Source organism: Burkholderia cenocepacia, from assembly GCF_014211915.1.
GTDB lineage: Bacteria > Pseudomonadota > Gammaproteobacteria > Burkholderiales > Burkholderiaceae > Burkholderia > Burkholderia orbicola.
Genome location: NZ_CP060040.1, coordinates 11,891 through 36,221 on the forward strand (window position 1 = coordinate 11,891; position 24,331 = coordinate 36,221).

The 24,331-nt window shown below is 66.9% G+C and carries 22 protein-coding genes, 1 tRNA gene and 1 pseudogene; 13 read left to right on the forward strand and 11 right to left on the reverse strand.

Annotation, left to right across the window (positions count from 1 at the left end; all coding sequences use genetic code 11):
• Positions 1–23: 23 nt before the first annotated feature.
• From SY91_RS16635 to SY91_RS16655, 5 genes are read left to right on the forward strand one after another with little or no spacing between them, the layout of a single operon-like run.
• Positions 24–1,493 carry an efflux RND transporter periplasmic adaptor subunit gene (locus SY91_RS16635; RefSeq protein WP_023475042.1) on the forward strand — a complete coding sequence of 490 codons (1,470 nt, stop codon included), beginning with the start codon at positions 24–26 and terminating at the stop codon, positions 1,491–1,493.
• The gene (locus SY91_RS16640) at positions 1,486–1,629 is read left to right on the forward strand and encodes a hypothetical protein (protein WP_162595453.1); all 144 of its coding nucleotides are present in this window, start codon (positions 1,486–1,488) and stop codon (positions 1,627–1,629) included. Before SY91_RS16635 ends, SY91_RS16640 begins: the two co-directional genes overlap by 8 nt.
• Complete coding sequence (locus SY91_RS16645; protein ID WP_023475041.1) at positions 1,622–4,834, forward strand: efflux RND transporter permease subunit; 3,213 nt, start codon at positions 1,622–1,624, stop codon at positions 4,832–4,834. Before SY91_RS16640 ends, SY91_RS16645 begins: the two co-directional genes overlap by 8 nt.
• Positions 4,834–5,517, forward strand: coding sequence for a heavy metal response regulator transcription factor IrlR (gene irlR / locus SY91_RS16650; protein WP_023475040.1), 684 nt, complete (start codon positions 4,834–4,836; stop codon positions 5,515–5,517). Before SY91_RS16645 ends, irlR begins: the two co-directional genes overlap by 1 nt.
• On the forward strand, positions 5,514–6,938 hold the full coding sequence (locus tag SY91_RS16655) for a heavy metal sensor histidine kinase (RefSeq protein ID WP_023475038.1): 1,425 nt from the start codon (positions 5,514–5,516) through the stop codon (positions 6,936–6,938). The genes irlR and SY91_RS16655 overlap by 4 nt, the downstream gene beginning before the upstream one ends.
• A 79-nt stretch (positions 6,939–7,017) precedes the next feature.
• Here the strand turns inward: SY91_RS16655 and SY91_RS16660 are convergent, their stop codons facing one another.
• Entirely contained in the window at positions 7,018–7,305 is a 288-nt protein-coding gene (locus tag SY91_RS16660) for a DUF4148 domain-containing protein (RefSeq protein WP_006479629.1), read from the reverse strand.
• A gap of 323 nt (positions 7,306–7,628) precedes the next feature.
• Here SY91_RS16660 and SY91_RS35060 point away from each other — a divergent pair, with 323 nt between their 5' ends.
• Positions 7,629–7,838: a hypothetical protein gene (locus tag SY91_RS35060; RefSeq protein ID WP_226239762.1), complete on the forward strand. Its 210-nt coding sequence runs from the start codon at positions 7,629–7,631 to the stop codon at positions 7,836–7,838.
• Between the two features lie 200 nt (positions 7,839–8,038).
• Here the strand turns inward: SY91_RS35060 and SY91_RS16670 are convergent, their stop codons facing one another.
• The gene (locus tag SY91_RS16670) at positions 8,039–9,199 is read right to left on the reverse strand and encodes a porin (RefSeq protein ID WP_006479627.1); all 1,161 of its coding nucleotides are present in this window, start codon (positions 9,197–9,199) and stop codon (positions 8,039–8,041) included.
• 315 nt (positions 9,200–9,514) lie between these two features.
• Between SY91_RS16670 and SY91_RS16675 the strand changes: the two genes are divergently transcribed.
• Both SY91_RS16675 and SY91_RS16680 read left to right on the forward strand, forming a co-directional pair.
• Positions 9,515–9,790 (forward strand): DUF4148 domain-containing protein, encoded by a 276-nt coding sequence (locus SY91_RS16675; protein WP_023475037.1) that lies wholly within the window; start codon positions 9,515–9,517, stop codon positions 9,788–9,790.
• Between the two features lie 61 nt (positions 9,791–9,851).
• Positions 9,852–10,340, forward strand: a complete 489-nt coding sequence (locus SY91_RS16680) for a hypothetical protein (RefSeq protein ID WP_023475036.1) — start codon at positions 9,852–9,854, stop codon at positions 10,338–10,340.
• A gap of 22 nt (positions 10,341–10,362) precedes the next feature.
• On the opposite strand, the gene SY91_RS16685 is transcribed toward SY91_RS16680, so the two are convergent.
• Entirely contained in the window at positions 10,363–11,088 is a 726-nt protein-coding gene (locus tag SY91_RS16685; RefSeq protein ID WP_006479624.1) for a ZIP family metal transporter, read from the reverse strand.
• Positions 11,089–11,252: 164 nt separating this feature from the next.
• Entirely contained in the window at positions 11,253–12,548 is a 1,296-nt protein-coding gene (locus SY91_RS16690) for an O-acetylhomoserine aminocarboxypropyltransferase/cysteine synthase family protein (RefSeq protein ID WP_023475035.1), read from the reverse strand.
• A 149-nt stretch (positions 12,549–12,697) separates the two neighbouring features.
• Here SY91_RS16690 and SY91_RS16695 point away from each other — a divergent pair.
• Positions 12,698–13,367 (forward strand): annotated as a pseudogene (locus tag SY91_RS16695) (O-methyltransferase).
• A 9-nt stretch (positions 13,368–13,376) separates the two neighbouring features.
• On the opposite strand, the gene SY91_RS16700 reads toward SY91_RS16695, so the two are convergent.
• The 5 genes from SY91_RS16700 to SY91_RS16720 all read right to left on the reverse strand — a co-directional run bounded on the left by SY91_RS16700 (position 13,377) and on the right by SY91_RS16720 (position 18,411).
• Positions 13,377–14,528, reverse strand: a complete 1,152-nt coding sequence (locus SY91_RS16700) for a DUF1176 domain-containing protein (protein ID WP_023475033.1) — start codon at positions 14,526–14,528, stop codon at positions 13,377–13,379.
• Between the two features lie 258 nt (positions 14,529–14,786).
• A complete protein-coding gene (locus SY91_RS16705) occupies positions 14,787–15,602 on the reverse strand; it encodes a nucleotidyltransferase domain-containing protein (protein ID WP_023475031.1) in 816 nt (271 codons plus the stop codon).
• Between the two features lie 55 nt (positions 15,603–15,657).
• On the reverse strand, positions 15,658–16,881 hold the full coding sequence (locus tag SY91_RS16710) for an RtcB family protein (protein WP_043886679.1): 1,224 nt from the start codon (positions 16,879–16,881) through the stop codon (positions 15,658–15,660).
• Positions 16,882–16,942: 61 nt separating this feature from the next.
• Complete coding sequence (locus tag SY91_RS16715; RefSeq protein WP_023475029.1) at positions 16,943–18,082, reverse strand: slipin family protein; 1,140 nt, start codon at positions 18,080–18,082, stop codon at positions 16,943–16,945.
• Positions 18,083–18,338: 256 nt separating this feature from the next.
• Positions 18,339–18,411: transfer RNA gene (locus tag SY91_RS16720), tRNA-Phe, on the reverse strand.
• Positions 18,412–18,749: 338 nt separating this feature from the next.
• On the opposite strand from SY91_RS16720, the gene rtcR reads away from it, so the two are divergent.
• Together rtcR and SY91_RS16730 are read left to right on the forward strand one after the other, a co-directional pair.
• Positions 18,750–20,366: an RNA repair transcriptional activator RtcR gene (rtcR, locus tag SY91_RS16725; protein ID WP_023475028.1), complete on the forward strand. Its 1,617-nt coding sequence runs from the start codon at positions 18,750–18,752 to the stop codon at positions 20,364–20,366.
• An 83-nt stretch (positions 20,367–20,449) separates the two neighbouring features.
• Complete coding sequence (locus SY91_RS16730) at positions 20,450–20,989, forward strand: SUKH-3 domain-containing protein (RefSeq protein ID WP_023475027.1); 540 nt, start codon at positions 20,450–20,452, stop codon at positions 20,987–20,989.
• A gap of 12 nt (positions 20,990–21,001) precedes the next feature.
• On the opposite strand, the gene SY91_RS16735 is transcribed toward SY91_RS16730, so the two are convergent.
• On the reverse strand, positions 21,002–21,598 hold the full coding sequence (locus SY91_RS16735) for a nuclear transport factor 2 family protein (protein WP_023475026.1): 597 nt from the start codon (positions 21,596–21,598) through the stop codon (positions 21,002–21,004).
• A gap of 139 nt (positions 21,599–21,737) precedes the next feature.
• On the opposite strand from SY91_RS16735, the gene SY91_RS16740 reads away from it, so the two are divergent.
• On the forward strand, positions 21,738–22,280 hold the full coding sequence (locus SY91_RS16740) for a MarR family winged helix-turn-helix transcriptional regulator (RefSeq protein ID WP_012338577.1): 543 nt from the start codon (positions 21,738–21,740) through the stop codon (positions 22,278–22,280).
• Positions 22,281–22,299: 19 nt separating this feature from the next.
• On the opposite strand, the gene SY91_RS16745 is transcribed toward SY91_RS16740, so the two are convergent.
• Positions 22,300–23,511, reverse strand: a complete 1,212-nt coding sequence (locus tag SY91_RS16745) for an IscS subfamily cysteine desulfurase (protein ID WP_043886674.1) — start codon at positions 23,509–23,511, stop codon at positions 22,300–22,302.
• Between the two features lie 275 nt (positions 23,512–23,786).
• Between SY91_RS16745 and SY91_RS16750 the strand changes: the two genes are divergently transcribed.
• Positions 23,787–24,314, forward strand: coding sequence for a flavin reductase family protein (locus tag SY91_RS16750; RefSeq protein ID WP_023475024.1), 528 nt, complete (start codon positions 23,787–23,789; stop codon positions 24,312–24,314).
• Positions 24,315–24,331: the final 17 nt, after the last annotated feature.

Genomic DNA, 24,331 nt, shown 5'->3' on the forward strand with positions numbered 1-24,331 from the left:
CCCCTCTTACCTGAAGGATCATCATGTCACGCAGCAGAATCTTCGTTATTGCGGCGGCCGTGCTCGGCGGCGCAGGGATCGTGATCGGCGAGCTCGCCGTCACGCGGGGCGGCAGCAGCGCATCGGCGCCGCCGGTCGCCGATGCCGCGCAGCCGGCCGAGGGCGCAGGTGCGCGCGGCGGTGTCGTGCTGAAGCGCGGCAAGCTGTCCGTCGAGATCGTGATGACGGAAAAGCCTGGCGACGCGCGGCTCGTCGTCTATCCGTTCGTCGACGGCAAGCCGGTGGACAAGGGCGTGACCGTGTCCGGCACGCTGGTGCGGTACGACCGCACGCACGAGCCGTTGCGGTTCGACGCGGCCGGCCAGAAGTTCGTGTCCGCGCAGTCGATCGCGAAGCCGCACGTGTTCGATGCGACGATCGACGTAAAGGCCGGCAACGACGCCGCGTCGTTCCCGTTCGCACGCGCCGACGGCGCGATCGCGCTGACCGACGCGCAACTGGCGACGTCGAGGATCGCGCTCGCGAAAGTCGGCCCCGCGCAGATCGCGACGCCGTTCCAGCTTCCCGGCGAAATCAAGTTCAACGAGGATCGCACCGCGCACGTGGTGCCGCGCGTGGCCGGCATCGTCGAGCAGGTGTCGGTGTCGCTCGGCCAGAACGTCGCGAAAGGGCAGGTGCTCGCCGTGATCGCGAGCACCGATCTGGCCGACCGGCGCAGCGAATTGCTGACGGCCGAGCGCCGGCTGTCGGGTGCGCGCGCAACCTACGAACGCGAACGCACGCTGTGGAAGGAGCGCATTTCGGCCGAGCAGGATTACCAGCAGGCGCAGGTGCAGTTGCGCGAGGCCGAGATCGCCGTGCAGAACGCACGGCAGAAGCTCGCCGCGCTGAATGCGCCGGTCGGCGCGGGTGCGCTGAACCGTTATGAACTGCGCGCGCCGTTCGCGGGCACGATCGTCGAGAAGCATGCGACGCCCGGCGAGGCGATTGCCGCCGACGCGAGCATGTTCGTGATCTCCGACCTGTCGACCGTGTGGGCCGAGATGGCGGTGCCCGCGCAGCGGCTCAACGACGTGCGCGTCGGTCGCGATGCCACGGTGAGCGCGACCGCGTTCGAATCGCGTTCGAGCGGCCCGATCGCTTACGTGGGGTCGCTGCTCGGCGAGCAGACGCGCACCGCGCCGGCGCGTGTCGTGCTGCCGAACCCGGATCGCGTGTGGCGCCCGGGAATGTTCGTGAACGTGTCGGTCGACGCGGGCAGGCAGGGCGTGCCGATCGCGGTCGCGAGCGACGCGCTGCAGGACGTCGACGGTGCGCCGTCGGTGTTCGTGCGCTCGCCGAAGGGCTTCGTCGCGCAGGCCGTCGAAACGGGGCGGCGCGACGAACGCGCGACCGAGGTCCTCAAGGGGCTCGAGCCCGGCCAGGAATACGCGGCGTCGAACAGCTTCGTGCTGAAGGCGGAGCTCGGCAAGGGGAGCGCGGAACATGAATGAGCAGCAATACGCGTGCGCCGTGGCGCGACTGGCGGCCCGCTATGCGGCCTGCTTCCCGATCCGCCGGGTGACCGGCCGCGCGGCCCGGCCGGTGCGGCCGACCATGCCCCGTTTCAAGGAATCCCGACATGTTTGAGCGCCTGATCCGCTTTGCGATTGCGCATCGCTGGCTGGTGATGCTGGCGATCGCGGCCGTGGCCGCGCTCGGCGTGTTCAGCTACCAGCGGCTGCCGATCGACGCGGTGCCCGACATCACGAACGTGCAGGTGCAGATCAACACGTCCGCGCCCGGCTACTCGCCGCTGGAGGCCGAGCAGCGCATCACCTATCCGGTCGAGACCGTGATGGCCGGGCTGCCGGGGCTGGAGCAGACGCGCTCGATCTCGCGCTACGGGCTGTCGCAGGTCACCGTGATCTTCAAGGACGGCACCGACATCTACTTCGCGCGGCAGCTCGTCAACGAGCGCATCCAGGAAGCGAAGGACAAGCTGCCAGCCGGCATCGCGCCCGCGATGGGGCCGACGTCGACCGGCCTCGGCGAGATCTACCTGTGGACCGTCGAGGCCGACGCCAACGCGCGCAAACCCGACGGCACGCGCTATACGGCGGCCGATCTGCGCGAGCTGCAGGACTGGGTCGTGCGGCCGCAACTGCGCAACGTGCGCGGCGTGACCGAGGTCAACTCGATCGGCGGCTACGTGAAGGAATACCGCGTCGCGCCGAATCCGGCGAAGCTGATGTCGTACGGGCTGACGCTTGCCGACGTCGTGCGCGCGCTCGAGCGCAACAACGACAACGTCGGCGCCGGCTACATCGAGAAGCGCGGCGAGCAGTATCTGGTGCGCGTGCCGGGCCAGGCGCGCACCGTCGACGACATCGCGAACATCGTGCTGACCAACGTCGGCGGCGTGCCGGTGCGGATGAAGGACGTCGGCGTGGTCGACATCGGCCGCGAACTGCGCACCGGCGCCGCGACGTCGAACGGCGAGGAAGTCGTGCTCGGCACGGTCTTCATGCTGATGGGCGAGAACAGCCGGACGGTGTCGAAGGCCGTCGCCGCGAAGATGGAGGACGTGAACCGCACGCTGCCGGCCGGCGTGAGGGCGATTCCGGTGTACGACCGCACGGTGCTGGTCGAGAAGGCCGTCGCCACCGTGAAGAAGAACCTGCTCGAAGGCGCGGTGCTCGTGATCGCCGTGCTGTTCCTGTTCCTTGGCAACATCCGCGCGGCGCTGATCACCGCGCTCGTGATTCCGCTGTCGATGCTGATGACCTTCACCGGGATGGTCAACGCGAAGGTGAGCGCGAACCTGATGAGCCTCGGCGCGCTCGACTTCGGGATCATCGTCGACGGCGCGGTGGTGATCGTCGAGAACTGCGTGCGGCGGCTTGCGCATGCGCAAGCCGCAGCCGGGCGGCCGCTCACGCGCGACGAGCGCTTTGCCGAAGTGTTCGGCGCATCGCAGGAGGCGCGCCGCGCGCTGATCTTCGGGCAACTGATCATCATGGTCGTGTATCTGCCGATCTTTGCGCTGACCGGCGTCGAAGGCAAGATGTTCCACCCGATGGCGATTACCGTCGTGATGGCGCTCGCCGCCGCGATGGTGCTGACCGTCACGTTCATTCCGGCGGCCGTCGCGTTGTTCATCGGCGAGCGGGTCGAGGAGAAGGAAAACCGGTTGATGGGCTGGGCGCGGCGTGCGTACGAACCGGTGCTCGCCGCGTTCATGACGCGCCCGGCGCGCGTGATGATCGGGGCGGGCGCGATCGTGCTGGTCACGCTCGGGCTCGCGACGCGGCTCGGCAGCGAGTTCATTCCGAGCCTGAACGAGGGCGATCTGGCCGTGTCCGCGCTGCGGATTCCCGGCACGAGCCTGTCGCAATCGGTCGAGATGCAGAAGTCGATCGAGAAGACGCTGAAGGCGCGCTTTCCCGAGATCGAGCGCGTGTTCGCGCGCACCGGCACGGCCGAGATCGCGGCCGACCCGATGCCGCCGAACCTGTCGGACGGCTACATCATGCTGAAGCCCGCCGACACGTGGCCCAACCCGAAGAAGCCGCGCGACCAGCTCGTGCGCGAGATCGAGGAAGCGCTCGCCGAGCTGCCGGGCAACGCGTACGAGTTCTCGCAGCCGATCCAGCTGCGCTTCAACGAACTGATTTCGGGCGTGCGCAGCGACGTCGCCGTGAAGATCTTCGGCGACGACATGGCCGTGCTGAACCAGACCGGCGAGCAGATCGCGGCCGCGTTGCAGAAGGTGCCGGGCGCGTCGGAGGTGAAGGTCGAGCAGACCACGGGCCTGCCGGTGCTGACCGTCAACCTCGATCGCGACAAGCTCGCGCGCTACGGCGTGAGCGTGGCCGACCTGCAGGACTCGGTGGCCGCGGCCGTCGGCGGGCAGAAGGCCGGCACGCTGTTCCAGGGCGACCGCCGCTTCGACATCGTCGTGCGGCTGCCCGACGAACTGCGCTCCGACATCGAGGCGATCAAGCGGCTGCCGATCGCGCTTCCCGCGCCGGCCGCCGGCGCCAGCGCGCCGCTCGCGGCGGCGCCGTACGTGCCGCTCGCGGAGCTCGCGACGATCGACGTGGCGCCCGGCCCGAACCAGATCAGCCGCGAGGACGGCAAGCGGCGGGTGGTCGTCAGCGCGAACGTGCGCGGCCGCGACGTCGGCTCGTTCGTCGCCGATGCGCGCGAGCAGTTGCAGCAGGACGTGCGCGTGCCGGCCGGGTACTGGGTGTCGTGGGGCGGGCAGTTCGAGCAGTTGCAAAGCGCGAGCGAGCGCCTGAAGCTCGTCGTGCCGCTCGCGCTGTTCATGGTGTTCGTGCTGCTGTTCGTGATGTTCAACAACGTGAAGGACGGGCTGCTGGTGTTTACCGGTATTCCGTTCGCGCTGAGCGGCGGTGTCGTGTCGCTGTGGCTGCGCGGGATTCCGCTGTCGATCACGGCGGCGGTCGGCTTCATCGCGCTGTCGGGCGTCGCCGTGCTCAACGGTCTGGTGATGATCTCGTTCATCCGCAACCTGCGCGACGAAGGCATGCCGCTCGACGCCGCGGTGCACGACGGCGCGCTCACGCGGCTGCGCCCGGTGCTGATGACCGCGCTGGTCGCGTCACTCGGCTTCCTGCCGATGGCGTTCGCGACCGGCACCGGCGCCGAGGTGCAGCGCCCGCTTGCGACGGTCGTGATCGGCGGTATCCTGTCGTCCACGGCGCTGACGCTGCTGGTGCTGCCGGTGCTGTACCGGGTCAGCCATGCGGTGTCGTGGCGCGCGGCGTTGCGCGGCGGCTTCGGCGCGGGCGTGCTGCGCCGGCTGGGTTTTTTCAAGGGTAATGCGTGATGCGAATTCTGATTGTCGAGGATGAACCGAAGACGGGCGCGTATCTGCGCAAGGGCCTGACCGAGGCCGGCTACGTCGTCGACTGGGTCGAGGACGGCATCACGGGCCAGCACCAGGCCGAAACGGAGGAGTACGACCTGCTCGTGCTCGACGTGATGCTGCCCGGGCAGGACGGCTGGACACTGCTGCAGAACCTGCGGCGCAGCAAATCGACGCCCGTGCTGTTCCTCACCGCGCGCGACGACGTCGGCGATCGCGTGAAGGGGCTCGAGCTCGGCGCGGACGACTATCTCGCGAAGCCGTTCGACTTCGTCGAGCTGACCGCGCGCATCAAGTCGATCCTGCGGCGCGGCCAGCCGCGCGATTCGAACATGCTGCGCGTGGCCGATCTCGAACTCGACCTGACCCGCCGCAAGGCCACGCGGCAGGGCGACACGATCCTGCTGACCGCGAAGGAGTTCGCGCTGCTGTGGCTGCTGATGCGCCGCGAAGGGGAGATCCTGCCGCGCGCGACGATCGCGTCGCAGGTATGGGACATGAACTTCAACAGCGACACGAACGTCGTCGATTCGGCGATCCGCCGGCTGCGCTCGAAGATCGACGACGCGTACGAACCGAAGCTGATCCACACGGTGCGCGGCATGGGCTACGTGCTCGAAGCGCGCGGCGGCGCGGCCGCATGATCGCGCGCCTGCTGCCGCGAACGCTGCGCGGCCGGCTGACCGCGCTGATCATCCTGTCGACGTCGGTGATCCTCGCGTCGAGCGGCGTCGCATTGTACGAAGCGCTGAGCAACCGTGTCGAAACGACGGCAGCCGAGCAGATGGCCGGTATTTCCGCCGCATTGGGCGCGCACCTGGCCGAGGCGCGCACGACGACCGACGTCGCGCGCAACACCGATATCTGGGTCGACCAGTTGCACGGTCATCCGAACATGGATCTCGCGATCTTCGATGCCGCCGGTACGCGCCTCGTCGGCACGCCCGGCTTCCGTCCGTACGCGCCGCTGATGTCGACGAGTGCCGGGCGCGTGCCGGTCGGCATCGCCCCGCCCGGCGCAAGACACCAGTATCTGCTGACGACCGTGCCGCTCGCCGGCGCGGGTGCGCCCGTGGTGCGCGTCGCCGTGCAGTACGACCGCAGCGCCGACGTGCTGCTGTTGCGCACGCATGCCTATACGATCGTCGTGATCGAGGTGTTCGGCGTGGTGCTCGCGGCCGCGATCGCATACGGCATCGCGGCGCTCGGGCTGAGCCCGTTGCGCCGGTTCGCGGCGCGTGCCGAACAGATGTCGTCGAGCCGGCTCGCGCATCCGCTGCCGGAACTCGATACGTCCGGCGAGCTGAAGGAGCTCGAGCATGCGTTCAACGGCATGCTCGCGCGGCTGAACGAATCGTTCACGCGGCTGAGCCAGTTCTCGTCGAATCTCGCGCACGACATGCGCACGCCGCTGACCAACCTGCAGGCGGCCGCGCAGGTCGTGCTGTCGCAACCGCGCAGTGCGGACGAATACCGGAGCGTGATCGAGTCGAGCATCGACGAATACCAGCGGCTGTCGCGGATGATCGAGGACATGCTGTTTCTCGCGCGTTCGGAACAGGCCGGCACGTCGATCGGGGTGCGGCGCCTGAATGCGGCGGAGGAGGCGGAGCGGGTGGCCGGCTACTACGAGCCGCTGGCGGAAGATGAAGGCGTGACCGTGAAGGTCGACGGCCACGCATGGGTCGATGCGGACCTGACGCTGTATCAGCGCGCGTTGAGCAACCTGCTGTCGAATGCGCTGACCTATGCGCCGCGCGGCAGCGTCGTGACGATCGATTGCGTCGAGCAGGGCGGTGCGACGACGATCGCCGTGTCCGATACGGGGCCCGGCATTGACGCCGAGCATGTCGGGCGGATTTTCGAGCGCTTTTATCGCGTCGATCCGTCGCGGCACAATTCGGCGTCGGGTACGGGGCTCGGCCTCGCGATCGTCCGGTCGATCATGGACAATCACGGCGGCGAATGCGGCGTCGATAGCGAGCCGGGCCGCCGCACGACTTTCTGGCTGCGCTTTCCGCGACGGCCGGCCGAGCCGAAACGGCCGGCCGCCATCGGCACCTGACAGCGCGGGCGGGAACGCCCGCGCGTTCGCCGCGAGGCAGCCGCGCACGGCGCGCTGCCCGCGGCCATGTGGCCCGCCATCATTGCTTCGCGGTCAGGTTGTCGTGGTTGTCGGTCTGCGGCTTCTTCTCGCCGCCATGCACCGAAATCCCGTGAAGCTCCTTGTTGCGCGCGACGATCTCGCCGGTCGGCGGGTACTGCGTCTTGCTGATCGGCACGACGCCGTCGTGCTGCGCCTGCTTCAGTTCGTTGACCACCTGCGTGCGGGACTTGCCCTGCGTTTGCGTTTGGGCGAACGCGGCCTGCGTGGCCATGCCGAGCGACAGCGTGGCGGTGACGACCAGTGCTGCGAGTTTTGCCGTTTTCATCGAGTGCTCTCCTTGATCAGGGCCGCCGGGTGGCGAACCGTGGACCCAGTATGCGAAAGCAGCCGTGCGTGATCGTGATCGCGAGATGAAAAATGCGTCAGATTGCGGGGCGCGAGGAGGCGCCGTGTGGACTCGATCGACATGACGCAACCGTCATGTTCGCGTCATGGGTGCGATGAGCGGGAAGCGGAACATGAAGTCTGCCGTTGGCCGATGCGCCGGCGGCATTCGTGCCGATCGCGACAGCCGCATCGATCGCGGGCGGCGCCGTTCAGACCTTCATTCCGGACCGAAATTTGCCTCGTCCCGCCATTCGCCTCGCCTTGATCGCAATCCTGATCGTCCCGCTGTTCGCGGGTTGCGCATCGACACGTTCCGACACCACGGCCACTTACGGTGCCGCGCGCAAGCCCGTGCCGGCCGATCTGGCACCGGGCGAGCAAGTCGACTATGCCGGGCATCGCTGCGGCAATCCGAACCTGTACGTGAAAACGCATCCGTGCGTGTACCCGCCGCGCGACTCCGCGCCGTGAGCGTCGGACGCGCGTAAAAAATGGCCCGGCACTCGACGAGCCCGGGCCTAATGCGTGATCGTGCCGTGCGGCAGCGACCCGCTGCGTGGACGGGAACGGGCAGGGCCCGATACCGTACCGATCGTAGCGACGCGACGCATCGCGAACCTGATCGGAACATGACATTTTCGTCACGCAGCGCGCAGGGTCGGCTGCCTCGCTCAGAAGCGGTGGCGCAAACCGAGATTGACGATGCCCTGCGTGCGCGTGCCGCCGTAGCCGTACGAGCCGATCGACGCCTGGGCCGCCTGCGTGCCGCCGTCGAGCGTGCGCTGTTCGCCGTTCGCGCGTTGCCACGCGCCGACCGCATAGAGATCGGTGCGCTTGGACAGCACGTAGTCGGCGCCGGCGGACACCTGATGGTAGGTCGCGCTCGTATCGCCGCGGGCCTTCGTGTAGCTGTAGCCGACGCCGACGAGCAGGCTCGCGGTGGCCTGATAGTTGAAGAACCCGCGCGCGGTGTCGTATTTCTGCGTGCTGCGAAAGGCCGACATCGCATCGGCCTTGTACTGCGCATTGCTGTAGTCGATACCGATCGTGAACGGCGCGAAGGTGTAGCGCAACGCGCCGCGTGCGATGCCGATCGACTTCGCGGAGAGGTAGCCGCCGTTGACCAGCGACCCGTCGAACGTGCCGTCCGACGTGCCGTTCCAGCCGGTCCGGACGCCGTTGGCGAGCGAGGCGCGGTTGGCCGCATAGTAGTAGCCGCCCGCTGCGTCGAACGGGCCATGGTTGTACGACAGGCCGGCTGACCAGGTTTGCCCGGCGCCGCTCTTGCCGGCCACGCCGCCGAGCGCGTACATGCCGACGAACTGGAAGCCGCCGACCACGGGTGACGTGTACTTCACCGCGTTGTCGGTGCGCGACGACGTGTCGTAGTTGTCGACGTCGCCGGGCGTCGCGTACACGCTGCCGAAGTAGAAATCGCCGGTGATCGGCCACGCGACATCGGCGAGCGCGTCGTACTGGCGGCCGAGCGTGAGTGTTCCCCAGCGAGCGCTTTCCAGCCCGACGAACGCCTGCCGGCCGAACATCCGGTTGCCTTGCCCGAGCGCGCCGGTGTTCGGGTTGAAGCCGTTTTCCAGCGTGAAGATCGCTTTCAGCCCGCCGCCGAGATCTTCCGCGCCTTTCACGCCGAAGCGGTTGCCGAGCAGGTTGCCGTTGCCGAGGCCGACGAGGTTCCTGCCTTGCGCATCGGCATTCCACACAACCGTCAGCGATGTATCGAACAGGCCGTACAGCGTGACTTCGGTTGCATGAGCCGCGTGCGCGGTCGTCAGCAGCGCCCCTGACATCATGACGATTCGAACTGGAGTTTTCATGGTGTGTCCCTGAAGTTCAAGATGAACGTTTCGTGCATCGTTCGATGCAGGCGCCGCGCGTGGCAGCGACGGGCCGGCATATCGCGATTGCGCTGGCGATTCTGGAAAGCGTTCGGATCGTGGAGGTGAGGGACAAATGAGAAAAATGTCATCGCGGTGTCATGCGTGCGGAATCATGCAGCGATTTCGATTCGTACTGCGATGTAGAAGATGCGGAGACGGTGACGAAAACGTCATGAAGCGGTCACGCATCCGCACCGCCGCGGGATCAAAGTGAAGGCTCCTGTCACGGAATTCCAGTAAGGAGCCCACCCCATGAACATTCCGCGTCCGCTGATCGCCATTGCCGCCGTCGCGCTGTCGATTGCCGCTTTCTCGCAGGCCGTGGCCGCGCAGCCGAAGAGCCGCCAGGAAGTGATTCAGGAACTCGTGCGTGCGCGCCACGACGGCGTGATCCCGAGCCCGAATCACGACTATCCGGCGAGCCCGGCCGCCGTCGCGCGCAATCAGGAGATTCATCGCTCGACCGTTCATCGCGGCGAGAATACGCCGATGGTCGATACACACGACAACCGCTTCGCGGTGCTTTGATCGTTCACTTGCGGCGGCCGGGATGACGCCCGCCGGTTGCCTTTACGGAAAGGAGAGTGCGATGCGCCATGTCGCGAAAGGAATCGTACTGGCGGCGTGCCTGATGTCGACGGCCGCGATGGCGGCCGGCTGGCCGGAACGTGCGCTGTCGCACGCGCCGGCGCACGACGTCGGCCGCCGCGCGAACGAGCGGATGCACTGCGAATTTGCTGCCGTGCCGGCTGGTGCGTGGACCGCGACGTTCGCGCGCGGGCAATGCGAAGTCGACAACGGCCGGTTGACGTTCGTGCCGGCCGATGCGGGCGACGAGAAACGGATCGTGCTCGGCGACGTCCGTACCGCGTCGCATCAATCGCGCAAGCTGAAGGAACAACTGCAGCTGACGATGCGCGACGAAGTGATCGCACTGAACGTGCTGACCGACGATGGCAGCCGCAAATCACGCGAACATGCGATCGACCTGTGGACCGCACTGCGCAATGAAGGTGTCACGCCGGTCAACGGCACGCGCATCGTCGACACCTATCCGACCGGCGCGACGACCTGGTAAGCGCCGCGCCGTCGTGCGCGGCTTACCCGGCCTTCACCGATCCTTCGATCAGGAAGAACACGATGAAGCCGATGAAGAACGCGGCCGTCGCGAACGGCGTTTCGGGCACCTCGTGCGCTTCGACCAGCAATTCCTCGGTGACGAGGTACAACAGTGCGACGGTGCCCAGCCCCAGAAGCGCCGCATAGATATTCGCCGGCAGTCCGGCGAACGCCGCATTGCCGGCAACGGCCGCGACGCTCAGCAGCGCCGCCAGCGCGACCGGCACGACGATCGCCAGCATGCGGCCGACGCCGGCCGCAGCCAGCGCCGCGCTGACCGACAGCGCGAGGAACAGCACCTCGAGCGTCAGTGCAACGGTCAGGATGATGCCGCTTTCGTCGCTCGCGGAAAAGGCGATGCCGAGCACCAGGCCGTCGACCACGAGGTCGATCGCGGTGACGATGATCAGGCTCACCGGCAAACGCGCGTCCTCGAAGCGCGTCTCGATCGCGCCCGACAGCGCGCGGATCGCCAGCATCAGCGCGATGCCGAGCACGAAACCGACGACGACCGGAAACAGCGCATGCGCGCGGTCCTGCGGCAGCAGTTCGAGCGCGGCCGCCGCGAACACGATGCCGCCGGTGAAATGCTGGATCACGCTCGACGTTTTCGGGCCGGGCGCGCGCCACGCGGCCGCGAGGGCGCCAAAACAGGCCGCCAGCACGGGCGGTAACGTGAGCAGCGCAAGCTTCGCGGTCGGTGTCATGAGTCCTCTCGGCGGGTGGCGTGGCGCAGCGGGCGCTGCGCCGCACGATCGTACGCACCGGGCATCGCCCCGGCATCAACCGGGGATTGAACACCTTGAAGCCGCTCCAGAGTCAAGCGGTTTGATGCGGACGCACCGGCAAGCGGCCGGCGTGCCCGTTGCGGTCAAAGCTGCGCGAGCGCCTGGTCGAGATCGGCGAGCAGGTCGTCGATATGCTCGATGCCGATCGACAGCCGCACCGTTTCCTCCTTCACGCCGGCCTTCGCAAGTTCGGCCGGCGACAACTGACGGTGCGTGGTCGAGGCCGGGTGCGTCGCGAGCGACTTGGTATCGCCGATGTTGACGAGCCGCGTGAACAGCTTCAGCGCATCCTGGAACTTCGCGCCGCCGTCGCGGCCGCCCTTCACACCGAACGTCAGGATGCCCGGCGCCCGGCCCGACAGGTAGCGGGCGACGAGCGGATGATCGGGGTGATCGGGCAGGCCCGCATAGTTCACCCATTCGACGTGCTCGTGGCGCGCGAGATGCTGCGCGATCTTCAGCGCGTTGTCGCTGATCCGCTCGACCCGCAGCGCGAGCGTCTCGATCCCCTGCAGGATCTGGAACGCGTTGAACGGCGAGATCGCCGCGCCCATGTTGCGCAGCGGCACCACGCGGGCGCGGCCGATATACGCGGCCGGCCCGAACGCTTCGGTATAGACGACGCCGTGATAGCTGACGTCCGGCTCGTTCAGCCGCTTGAAGCGGTCCGCGTGCTCGGCCCACGGGAATTTGCCCGAATCGACGATCGCGCCGCCGAGGCTCGTGCCGTGCCCGCCGAGATACTTCGTCAGCGAATGCACGACGATGTCCGCGCCGTGCTCGAACGGGCGCAGCAGGTATGGCGACGGCACCGTGTTGTCGACGATCAGCGGAATGCCGTGGCGATGCGCGACTGCCGCGAGCGCGGCGATGTCGGTGACGTTGCCGAGCGGGTTGCCGACCGATTCCGCGAAGATCGCCTTCGTGCGCGCATCGATCAGCGGCTCGAACGAGGAAGGGTCGAGCGGGTCGGCGAAGCGCGTGGTGATCCCGTATTGCGGCAGCGTGTGCGCGAACAGGTTGTAGGTGCCGCCATACAGCGAACTCGCGGACACGATGTTGTCGCCGGCTTCGGCGATCGTCTGGATCGCGTACGTGACGGCGGCTTGCCCCGACGCCAGCGCGAGCGCGCCGATGCCGCCCTCGAGCGCGGCGATCCGCTGCTCGAGCACGTCCGTCGTCGGGTTCATGATCCGCGTGTAGATGTTGCCCTGGACCTTCAGGTCGAACAGGTCGGCGCCGTGCTGCGTGTCGTCGAATGCGTACGCAACGGTCTGGTAGATCGGGACGGCGACCGCGCGCGTGGTCGGGTCGGGACGATAACCGCCGTGCACGGCGATGGTTTCGAGACGCCAGTTCGAATGGGCCTGATCGGTCATGGGTGCTCCGTTTGTTGTTGTGAAGGTCGAGGGGGCCTGCCGTCCGGCGATTATAGGAGCACGTGTGCCGCTACCCTTAGAACGAATGGTGGGTTGCTTATGGGGGCGCGGCGCATAGAATGCCCTTGTCCGCAAACGACAGGTGCGCGATGAATCAGGATCGGTGGAACCAGGTGGATGCGTATTTCTCGGCGACGCTCGTGCCGTCCGACGCCGTGCTCGACGCCGCGCTCGCGGCGAGCGACGCGGCCGGGCTGCCGGCGATCAACGTCGCGCCGAACCAGGGCAAGCTGCTGCAACTGCTCGCGACGATCCGCGGCGCGCGACGGATTCTCGAAGTCGGTACGCTCGGCGGCTACAGCACGATCTGGCTGGCACGCGCATTGCCGCCGGGCGGCTCGCTGGTGACGCTCGAGCTAAACCCGGCACACGCGAAGGTCGCGACGGAGAACATCGCGCGCGCCGGGTTTGCGCAAGTCGTGTCGGTGGTGGTCGGCAGCGCGAAGGATAGTCTTGCGCGGCTCATCGACGCCGGGGAGGCGCCGTTCGACTTCGTTTTCATCGATGCGGACAAGGACAACAACGCCGTTTATCTCGACGCGGCACTGAAAGCTGTCGCGGCCCGGCACGGTGATCGTCGTCGACAACGTCGTGCGTGGCGGGCGCGTGGCCGATCCGGACAATCGCGAGCCGGACGTGGTCGGCGTGCGCGAGGGGTTCGCGCGCCTCGTGGCCGAGCCGGCGCTCGCGACGACAGCCGTGCAGACGGTCGGGCAGAAGGGCTGGGACGGGTTCTCGATCTCGATCGTCGGTGCGTGACGTGGTGCGTCAGTGCGGGTTGGCTGCCGCATCGGCCCGTCGATACAGGCGTGGCCATTGATCGTCGAACAGGCCGTTGCAACTTCCGTGCGTGGCGATATCGCTGAGCACGAAGTGCCGGCCGTCGAAGATCCACGATGCGGTCGAGCCGCAATCGCCGGCACTGCGCAGTCTGACCTTGCTCGATAGCGTCGCGCTGGCGGGATCGTAGCCGGCGTCGGTCAGTTCGTTTGCGAACGACGCCGAATCGAGTCCCGCGTTCGCGTTCTCGCCGAAATTCATCGCCGTCGGCGAGTAGGGCGCAGTTCGCCGCACGCGATACCACAGGTCGGTGTGGTTATACATGCTGCTGGTCTGGCACGGTATCGCGACCAGCGCTTCGTCGGCGGAGACCGCCACGGCAGTCGACGCCTTCCTGCGATCGCTCGCCGGCATTTCGTCTTCGACATCGGCCGCACATTGCTTCACGTCGCCGCCGAACTTCGCGAGCACCGCATCGACGAGCGGCCGTTGCTCCGCGGCCGACAGGTTTGCGACGGCCGGGGCCGGCGTGACGGCGGGTGGCAGTGCCGGTGCGACGGGCACCGCCGACGCCGGCCGGGTGCCCGGGCGCAGCAACGCCGTGACGGTGCCGACACGGCCCTGCGTGTCGTCGATCAACAGCAGCGCGGCACTCAATCCCGTCAACGGTGTGCGGGCGGTTTGTGCCGACGCCGGATCGCCGAAGCTCAGCAGTTGCGCATTGCGCGACGCGGTGAGCCATGCGGCAACCGTTGCCGGATCGTTGGTCCGGATCCGGAACGGGTGCGCGTCGTCATCGTCCGGTTTGCCGCGGAACGCATGCCATCGGGCCGCCATTGCATCGAACGGGCGACCATCCACGCGTGCGCTGCGCAGGTCCAGCGGCGCCGACGCATAGATGTCGAGCGAGGCTTGCGCATCCGGGCCGGCATCGCGCGTCACGCGCAGGATGAGGCTCGTGCGTGCGTCATCGATATCGTCCGCGTGGCTTTCGGCAATGCAGCGGTTGACGTTGTCGCAAACGATCGACCAGTTCTTGAAGTCGCGTTCGACCGGTGGCCGCGCGAGCGGGCGAGCCTCGGCAACGAACGGGGAAACGGCGAGGAGGGCGGCGATGGCGAGCGAAAGGCGGTGCGACATGACGGTTCGTATCGACTGTGGATGGACGGGCGGAAGATGTCGGACTGCAAGCGCATCGTCAGCAGGCGGGGCAGGTCGAAGGCTGCGGCGCATGCGGCGGCGCGCTGTGCCGAACGGCATCGAGTATACCGCTGCGATGGGCTGTGAATCGTGACGACGACACGTAGTACGCGGGCACGATCGTTGCTCGCCTGCATTGATCGGACGAGTGCGGATGCAAAAATGGCGCGATCCCCGGAGGCATCGCGCCGTTCACTTTCATCGGCCGTCGACCACGTCGCGCAGGAACGCGTCGAGCATCGCCACGTCGCCCCACGGCCGCTTGTATTCGCGATCGTGTTCGGCATCGGCGAGCATCGTCTCGACCAGCGCGTGGATCGCCGGCCGGCGCGGCCCGTATTCGCTTTCGTTCGCGCTCATCTTAAGCGCGAGCAACGCATCGAGCTCCGCGCGCACCGTCGGCTCGTGCACGGTCCCGTCGACGAGATCGACGAAGCGCATCGGCGGCATGCCGAGCCCCATGTCGATCCAGCGGACCGCAAGCAGCGGACGCAGTACGTACAGGTACTTCTTGTAACGCACCGTGTCGCCTTGCAGATAGCCGCGAAAATTTTTCTTCGCCATCGCGAGGTAGTGATGACGCCCGCGTACCGGCGAGAAGAACGCCGATGCCAGCGACCTGAGCCGCGGCGCCCAGCGCGCATCTTCGCGATACACGACGGGCGAGTCGAGCCATTCGAGCAGCGTCGGATTCGAGCGTCGCAGCAGTTGCAGCGCCTTGCGCAATTCCCAGCCGCTGACGTCGAGCTCGTCGTCGAGCGGCCGCTCGATCACGTCGCGTTGCGGTTCGACGCTCAGGTACCAGTCGCGCCGGTGTGCGTACACGAAGCGTACGTCGTAATCGCTGTCCGGCGAAGCGAATCCCCAGCCGCGGCTGCCCGATTCGCACGCGAACAGCACGCATACATCATGGCGGCGTTCGACTTCCGCGAGCTCCGCCATCACGCGTGCCCGCACCGCCGGGTCGATCGGATGCGCGCTGCGCACGGTCGTCATTGCCTTGTCGGTTTTCATCGTTGTCGTTTTCCTTTCGTTGTGCGCGGCCGCTGGCCCTCGGCCGCACACCGCGCTATCCCTTCACACACACCACCTGGCGCAGCGTATGCACCACTTCGACGAGGCTGCGCTGGGCCGCCATCACCGCGTCGATGTCCTTGTACGCCATCGGGATTTCGTCGACGACGCCCGCGTCCTTCCGGCATTCGACGCCCTGTGTCGCCTTCGCCTGATCGTCGGCCGTGAAGCGGCGCTTCGCTTCGGTGCGGCTCATCGTCCGGCCCGCGCCGTGGCTGCACGAGCAGAAGCTTTCCGGGTTGCCGAGCCCGCGCACGATGAAGCTCTTCGCGCCCATCGAGCCCGGAATGATCCCGAGCTGCCCCTTCTGCGCGGACACCGCGCCCTTGCGCGTCACGAGCACGTCTTCGCCGAAGTGGCGCTCGCGCTGCACGTAGTTGTGGTGACAGTTCACCGCGTGCTCGTCGACCGAGAACGGTGTGCCGATCACGCCGTGCGCCGCGCCGATTACCGCGTCCATCATCGCCTGCCGGTTGCGCCGCGCGTAGTCCTGCGCCCAGCCGACCGCTTCGACGTAATCGTCGAAGTGCCGGCTGCCTTCGGTGAAATACGCGAGATTGCGGTCCGGAAGGTTCGCGATGTGCTGCCGCATGTCGGCCTGCGCGAGTTCGATGAACAGGCTGCCGATCGCATTGCCGACGCCGCGCGAGCCGCTGTGCAGCATGAACCACACGCGGTCCGCTTCGTCGATGCACACTTCGATGAAGTGGTTGCCGGTGCCGAGCGTGCCGAGATGCGCGTAGTGGTTCGTCTTTGCCAGCTTCGGATACTTGTCGACGATGCGCTGAAAGCCCGGCTGCAGCGACTTCCACGCGTCGGTCACGGCGGCCGGCGTGCGATCGCCCCATGCGCCCGGATCGCGGCGGCCCGGCGCGCGGCCGTGCGGCACCGCGCGTTCGATCGCGCTGCGCAGCCCGCCAAGCGAATCCGGCAGGTCGGCCGCCGTCAGCGTCGTGCGCGCGGCCATCATTCCGCAGCCGATGTCGACGCCGACCGCGGCCGGAATGATCGCGCCCTTCGTCGGAATCACGCTGCCGATCGTCGAGCCCTTGCCGAGGTGCACGTCCGGCATCACCGCGACGTGGCCGAAGATGAACGGCATCTGCGCGGTGTTGCGCAGTTGCGCGCGCGCTTCGTCCTCGACGGCGACGCCTTGCGTCCACATCTTCACCGGCTTGCCGTTCGCCAGTTCCATCACCTGATAATCCATGTCGGTCATTTGCTTCACCTGATTCATTTCGGGACCGGTGCGACACATCTGCATCGCGCCGGAGCCTGCATTACGTGCCCTTGATGCTGACGAGCCCGTTCAGCACCTGGTCGAGACCGCCGAACACCGAGATGCGGTCGATCCGTTCCGCGACGCGCTCGAGCGTTTCCAGCTCCTTGAGCCGCAGTGCGGTCGGGTTTTCTTCCATCACCTTCGCGGTGTTCAGCAGCGAACGCGTGGCCGCCGTTTCCTCGCGGCGGCGAATCACGTTCGCCTGCGCGGATTTCTCCGCTTCGACCACCTGCGCGAGGATCGTCTTCATGTCGCCCGGTAGCACGATATCCTTCACGCCGACGCTGCGCACGTCCACGCCCGAACCGTCGAGACGGGCGCGCACCTGCGCGATCACGACCTCGTCGAGCGACTGCTTGTCCTCGAGCAACTCGTCGAGCGAGCGCGTGCCGACCGCCGAACGCAGCGCGAACTGCAACTCGCGATACAGGTGTTCGACCGGCTTCTGCAACTGGTCGAATGCATGCAGCACGTCCGCATAACGCCACGTCGCCGACAGGTTCAGCCGCAGCGCGACCTTGTCGCGCGTCAGGATTTCCTGCCCGCCGACCTCGATCGCCTGCAAGCGCAGATCGACCAGCTCGACCGCGACGTCGCGGTTGAAGCGCCAGAACGCCGACGCGCCCGCGTCCAGCAACCGCTCGATCTTGCCGTCGACCTTCAGCACGCCGACGTGGTACGCCGGCACCTGCGCCAGCAGCACGCCCGTCAGCCCCGCCACGCCGCGCGCACGCAGAGACGGTTGCGCGATGCGCTTCACGAGCGCGGCGGGCAGCATGCTGTCCTGCGCGAGATCGATGCGCTCCAGCCGGTGCGCGGTCAGGCCGCGCCAGTACAGCCGGCGCGTGCCCGGCGCCAGAATCTCGACGAGCACGTCGTCTTCGTAGCGCAGGCCGGCTTCGTCGTCGGCGAGATCCATCGCGACGAAATACCGCGCGAGCACGTCCGGTGCGTCGTGACGCAGGTAGTCGGCCAGCGCTTCGTCGGCGAGCGGCGCGTCGAGACGCGCGGTCTGCACCGACAGGCGCTTGAACGGATCGAAGGCCTTGAACACGCCCGGTTCCAGCACCTTCACGAAATCGCCCTCGCTCATCAGCAGCGCGCGTTCGTTCTTTTTCACCACATGACGCTTCCACATATTTTTGTCCTTTTATTCAATGGCCGCCGGGTAACGCGCATCGTGCGGATCGCGGGGCGACGCAATCGGGCGGGCGGCGCGCTGGCCGGCGTCGAAGCGCATGGCGACGCCTGCTGCATTGCGTCGTCGTGCGCCTTCGCGCGGGCCGTGCGGCCGCCCGGCCGATCGCGCGGAACCGCAACCGGTCCGACGCGCGGCGGGCCTGTCGGCCCGCACCGGCGGGTACTGCCTTCATACGAGACCGTCCTTGCGGACAGCGTTCGAGCGGGATTCGAACCCGCCACCGGCCGGCTTTCGCCGGCTGCTCCACCTGGCTGAGCTTTCGAACAATGGGCGCCCCGGGATTCGAACCCGGGCGAAGCATCCTGGTGCGCGCCCCTTTGCCTTCGTCTGTCCATGGCGGCATGCGCTACCGCGACGAACGAGGTTCGGCGGCGGCGCACCAGCAGGGCTTGTTGAACCCTGGCTCGTGGGCCAGCGGGACATCCGGCGCCTTTTATTTAGCGAGGAGCGTGCCAGTGAGCGGCTGGCGTTTCTGGAAATCTCTCAACACATTGAAATTAAAAGGGAATTACCTGTTTTGTAGTGTCTGGCATCGACGCTGTCGGCACGTCACGGTCATGAATATCCGATACAATTGGATCGCTTCTTATCCCATGAGATAAACATGCGCAGAACCGTTGCGATCGGTTTTCTCGGCACCGTGCTCGACCAGGGCGGCCGCGCGCCGCGCCGTTACCGCAAATGGCGGCCGACGATTTCGCTGTGCGAGCAGCCCGACCTGCCGATCGACCGGCTCGAACTGCTGCATTCGCTGGACTACACGCGTCTCGCCAACCAGGTGCGGGACGATCTCGCGCGCGTGTCGCCGCGAACCGACGTGCGGCTCACGCCGGTCACGATCCACGATCCGTGGGATTTCGAGGAGGTTTATGCGACGCTGCACGATTACGCACGCGCGTACCCGTTCGACCTCGAACACGAGGATTACCTGGTCCACATCACGACCGGCACGCACGTCGCGCAGATCTGCTGGTTCCTGCTGGCGGAAGCGCGCTACCTGCCCGCGCGCCTCGTGCAGACCGGGCCGCCGCAGCGGACCGACGAAGGGCCGAGCGGGCCGGGCACGATCTCGGTGATCGATCTCGACCTGTCGCGCTACAACCGGATCGCGCAGCGCTTCACGCGCGAGCGCGACGAAACGGTGTCGTTCCTGAAGGCCGGCATCGCGACGCGCAACGCGCGCTTCAATGCGCTGATCGAGCAACTTGAGCGCGTGGCGGTGCGTTCGCGCGCGCCGATGCTGCTGGTCGGGCCGACGGGGGCCGGCAAGTCGTTTCTCGCGAAGCGCGTGTACGAGCTGAAGCGCGGCCGGCATCGGCTCGCGGGGCCGTTCATCGAGATCAACTGCGCGACGCTGCGCGGCGACGCGGCGATGTCGACGCTGTTCGGTCACGTGAAGGGCGCGTTCACAGGGGCGCAGTCGGCGCGTGCGGGGCTGCTGCGCGCGGCGGACGGCGGGCTGCTGTTTCTCGACGAGATCGGCGAACTCGGGCTCGACGAACAGGCGATGCTGCTGAAGGCGATCGAGGAGAAGCGCTTCCTGCCGGTCGGCGCGGACGTCGAGGCGACCAGTGATTTCGAACTGATCGCGGGCACGCACCGCGATCTGCGGCAGATGGTGGCGGCCGGCACGTTCCGCGAGGACCTCTATGCGCGGATCAACCTCTGGACCTATGAATTACCGGGACTGGCCGAGCGCCGTGAGGACATCGAGCCGAACCTCGAATTCGAGCTCGACCGTTTCGGTCGCGAGCAGGGCGAGCAGGTGCGGTTCAACGTCGAGGCGAAGCGGCGCTATCTCGCGTTCGCGGCCTCGCCGCGCGCGACGTGGGCCGGCAACTTCCGCGAGCTGTCGGCGTCGGTCACACGGATGGCGACGCTGGCCGATGCGGGGCGCATTACCGAGGCGCTCGCCGAGCAGGAAGTCGAGCGGCTGACGCGCACGTGGTCGTCGCCGGGTGGCGCGAATATGGCGGACGCGTGCGTCGACGCGGTGTTCGGTGCGCGTGCGGCGGAACTCGACCTGTTCGACCGTGCGCAGCTCGAACGTGTGCTCGACGTGTGCCGCACGTCGGCGAGCCTGTCGGAAGCCGGGCGCACGCTGTTCGCGGTGTCGCGGCAGAGCAAGAAGCAGCCGAACGACGCGGACCGGCTGCGCAAGTATCTCGCGCGGTTCGGGCTCGATTGGGACGGTGTGCGGCGCGCGCTCGACGGTGCGTGAGGGCGAGCGCGGCGCATGATGTCCGCGCTGCGGAGAGCGTTCGCGCGTGTCGTCTCGTATGCGGTAACTTCAGGAGCATTCTAGTGATCGAGATTCCGTTGACGGTCAGGCCGTTGTTTGTCGCGGCCGGGTGGTGCGGCCCTGCAGACGGCCGCCCGTCGGCCCGCGACGGCGAACATCCGGGCGATGCGATCCTGCGTGAATTCGGCACGTTGATCGTGGGTGCGGAGCCGGCCCGGCGCAGCGGGGAAACCTGCGCGCCGATGGGAATCGCGTTTCGCGCACTGGAGCATCAGGATGAACAGATTGCCGCGTGGGAGCGGGCGCTCGACACGACGATGATCGGAATCGCCGAGGACGATCTCGGCTACGTCGAGTTTTATGTCGATACGCAGGGCCGCGTGTTCACGACGAATTGCGTGATGGACGGCGTCTATCTGGCGGGATTCACGTTCGGCGACGCGATCGAACGCACGCTGCTCGGGCGGGTCTCGATTCCGCTATTGCTCGACAAGCAGGCGTCGATCGCCTATTACGGCGCGCATCTGACGGGCGACGACCCGCGCGTCATGACGGCCGCGCAGTTGCTGGCTGGCAATGACGGATCGCGCGCGGCGCCGTGATGCGGCGGAGCTTCAGCCGATGGCCGACGCGGCCGCCTGCTCGAACGGCGCCAGGAATGCCCAATCCGGTTGCACCGCCACGACGTCCGCCAGCCCGCGCGCGAACGCGTGTGCCGGCAGCCACGGATACCCGAACGCCGCGTGCAGCCGATCGAGTTTCAACGACTGCGGATCGCCGATCGTATCCATCCGCGCGATATGAATGTGCAGCGCGGCAACCCGCGCAACGTCGTCGTTTTCACCATCGATGGCGAACCGCCAGCGGTACGTGCCGTGTCCGATCCGCAGCGCGCCGCTGTCCTTTTGCCGCATCACGACGAGCCACGGCATGCTGCTGACGCCGTGCTCATCGACGGGCGGGGTCGTGCAGACGTAATAGGTTCGGCACTGCTCGAACCTTTCGCCGAATGCCTCGACCAGCGTATGCGCAATGGCCGCCACGCCCGTCACGCGCGGCGGAAAATCGATGTCGTCGTTGGCGAGGGAAAAGCTCAGTTCGGCATTGGCCGCGAAGCAGTCCGCGATCAGCGCGGCCTGGTTCAGGTCCTTCGCGCGCAGATAGCATTCGAGCAGCGCGCGAACCGTGGCGGGATGAAGCGGGAAGGGCATGTTCGAGCCTCCTGTGTCGGGAAAGTATCGGGAAATCGGGCCGCCTGCAGGCCGCTAGGCTGGCCGAGGCCGCCGGTGCCTTTGCCGTATAATTTCGTTCCAAAGCTAAATTCGCATGACCGCACGGAGCGTCGACGTCATGGCCAAGCAGCAAGAGGAGTCCGTTCTGACCATTACCAACCCGGCCTGCCTGATCGACGGCACGGACACGGAATTTCGCCACCTGATCAACGGGCTGCTGCCGTTCGCGGCGCGCCTGCTGTCGGTGCGCGACGGTTTCGGCTCGTTGATCGGTCTCACCGGCATCCAGTATTCGCTGCTCGTGTCGGTCGCCCATCTGTCGCATGACGACGTCGTGACCGTCAACCGCCTCGCCGATCATCTGCACCTGAGCGGCGCTTTCGTCACGATCGAGACCGGCAAGCTGAAGAAGCTCGGCCTGATCGACAAACGCTCGGACCCCGACGACAAGCGCAAGATGCGGCTCACGGTCACGCCGGCCGGCTCGAAGCTGCTGAAAGCGCTCGTCGATACGCAGCAGCGCATCAACAACGTGCTGTTCGAAGGCGTGACGAAAACCGAATTCAAGGCGCTCTGCTCGGTGATCGACCGCCTCGTTACCAACGGCGATCGCGCGACGCTCGATCTTGCGCACATGATCGCTCGCCAGGAAAAAGGCTGACCCGGGCGGGCCACCGCGCTCAGTGCGCGGCCCACTCGATCGTATCCAGGTCGACCCCTTCGAGATGCATGTCCCACAGCGGGCTCAATTCGCGCAGCTTGCCGACCGTGTCGCGCACCTGCGCGATCACGCTGTCGACCTCGGCTTCGGTCGTGAAGCGGCCGAGCGTGAAGCGGATCGAGCTGTGCGCGAGCTCGTCGCTTCGACCGAGCGCACGCAGCACGTAAGACGGCTCCAGCGACGCCGACGTGCACGCCGAGCCTGACGACACCGCGACGCCCTTGATTCCCATGATCAGCGATTCGCCTTCGACGAAATTGAAGCTGACGTTGAGGTTGTGCGGAATCCGGCGTGCGAGGTCGCCGTTCACGTAAACCTCGTCGAGCGTCGACAGGCCGGCCAGCAGCCGGTCGCGCAACGCGCCGACGCGGCGGCTTTCCTCTGCCATTTCTTCCTTCGCCAGCCGGAACGCTTCACCCATCCCGACGATCTGGTGCGTCGGCAGCGTGCCGGAACGCATCCCGCGCTCGTGGCCGCCGCCGTGCATCTGCGCTTCGATGCGCACACGCGGCTTGCGGCGCACGTACAGCGCACCGATCCCCTTCGGGCCGTACACCTTGTGCGCGGTCACCGTCAGCAGGTCGACGTTCAGTGCATTCACGTCGACCGGAATCTTGCCGGCCGCCTGCACCGCATCGCAGTGGAACACGATGCCGCGTGCGCGGCACAGCGCCCCGATCTCGGCCACCGGCTGGATCACCCCCGTTTCGTTGTTCGCGAGCATTACCGACACCAGGATCGTGTCGGCGCGCAGCGCCTGCTGTAACCCATCGAGGTCGAGCAGGCCGTCCTGCCGCACGTCGAGGTACGTGACATCGAAGCCCTGGCGCTCGAGTTCGCGACACGTATCGAGCACGGCCTTGTGTTCGGTCTTCACCGTCACGAGGTGCTTGCCTTGGCCCTGATAGAAGTGCGCCGCGCCCTTGATCGCGAGGTTGTTGCCTTCGGTCGCGCCGGACGTCCAGACGATTTCGCGCGGATCGGCGCCGAGCAGCGCGGCGACGTGCGCGCGCGCTTCCTCGACCGCCTGCTCGGCATCCCAGCCGTAGCTGTGACTGCGTGAAGCCGGGTTGCCGAACTGCTCGTGCAGGAACGGCACCATCTTGTCGACCACGCGCGGATCGACGGGCGTCGTCGCGCTGTAGTCCATGTAGATCGGACGGGATTGCATCGAAAAGGACTCCGGAAAGCGACGGTTCGCGCGGGTCGCGAGCGCCGGTGAATACGGTTGGCGCAGTGTACGTGGACATTCGCGAGAGCCGCGCAACATCCATCCCGCCAGTAGGGTTGTCTTTCAAACAAAGCTTTCAAGATCAGGGTTTACGACATCTTGAACCGGCTTTTGTGTTTACATTTAATAAAAGCTAAATAACAAAGCTAATTAATGGCGCTTTGTTGATGCGGATTCCTCAGGGGAATCCGGAAATGCAACCCAAGGAGAACGAGATGAGCGAGAACCACGCAGGAACCGGCGCGGATGCCGACGAGCAGCGGCGTTTCCGCGCCGCGCTGTCGATGTTCGCGACGGGCGTCGCGGTGATTACCGCCCCGCGCAAGGAGGGGATGCCGATCGGCATCACGGTCGCGTCGTTCAATTCGGTGTCGCTGGACCCGCCGCTGATCCTGTTCTCGGTCGACCGCCGCAGCCTGAGCCTCGGCGACCTGGCCGGCGCGGGTGGCTACGCGGTCAACGTGCTCGACGAGACGCAGCAGCACCTGTCGAACTCCTTCGCGAAAGCGAACGGCGACAAGTGGGGCTGGCGCGGCGGCGCGGCCGGCGACGACGGCATGGTGCTGCTGCCTGACGCACTCGCGACGTTCGAATGCGAACCGTATGCGCAGTACGACGGCGGCGACCACGTGATTTTCGTCGGCCGCGTGACGCGGCACCGGGCGCGCTCGGACGGGCGCCCGCTGATCTTCTTCGGCGGTCGTTACCGCGCGCTCGACGGCGCGCATGCGCCATCCATGTGAATGCAACCCACGATTCA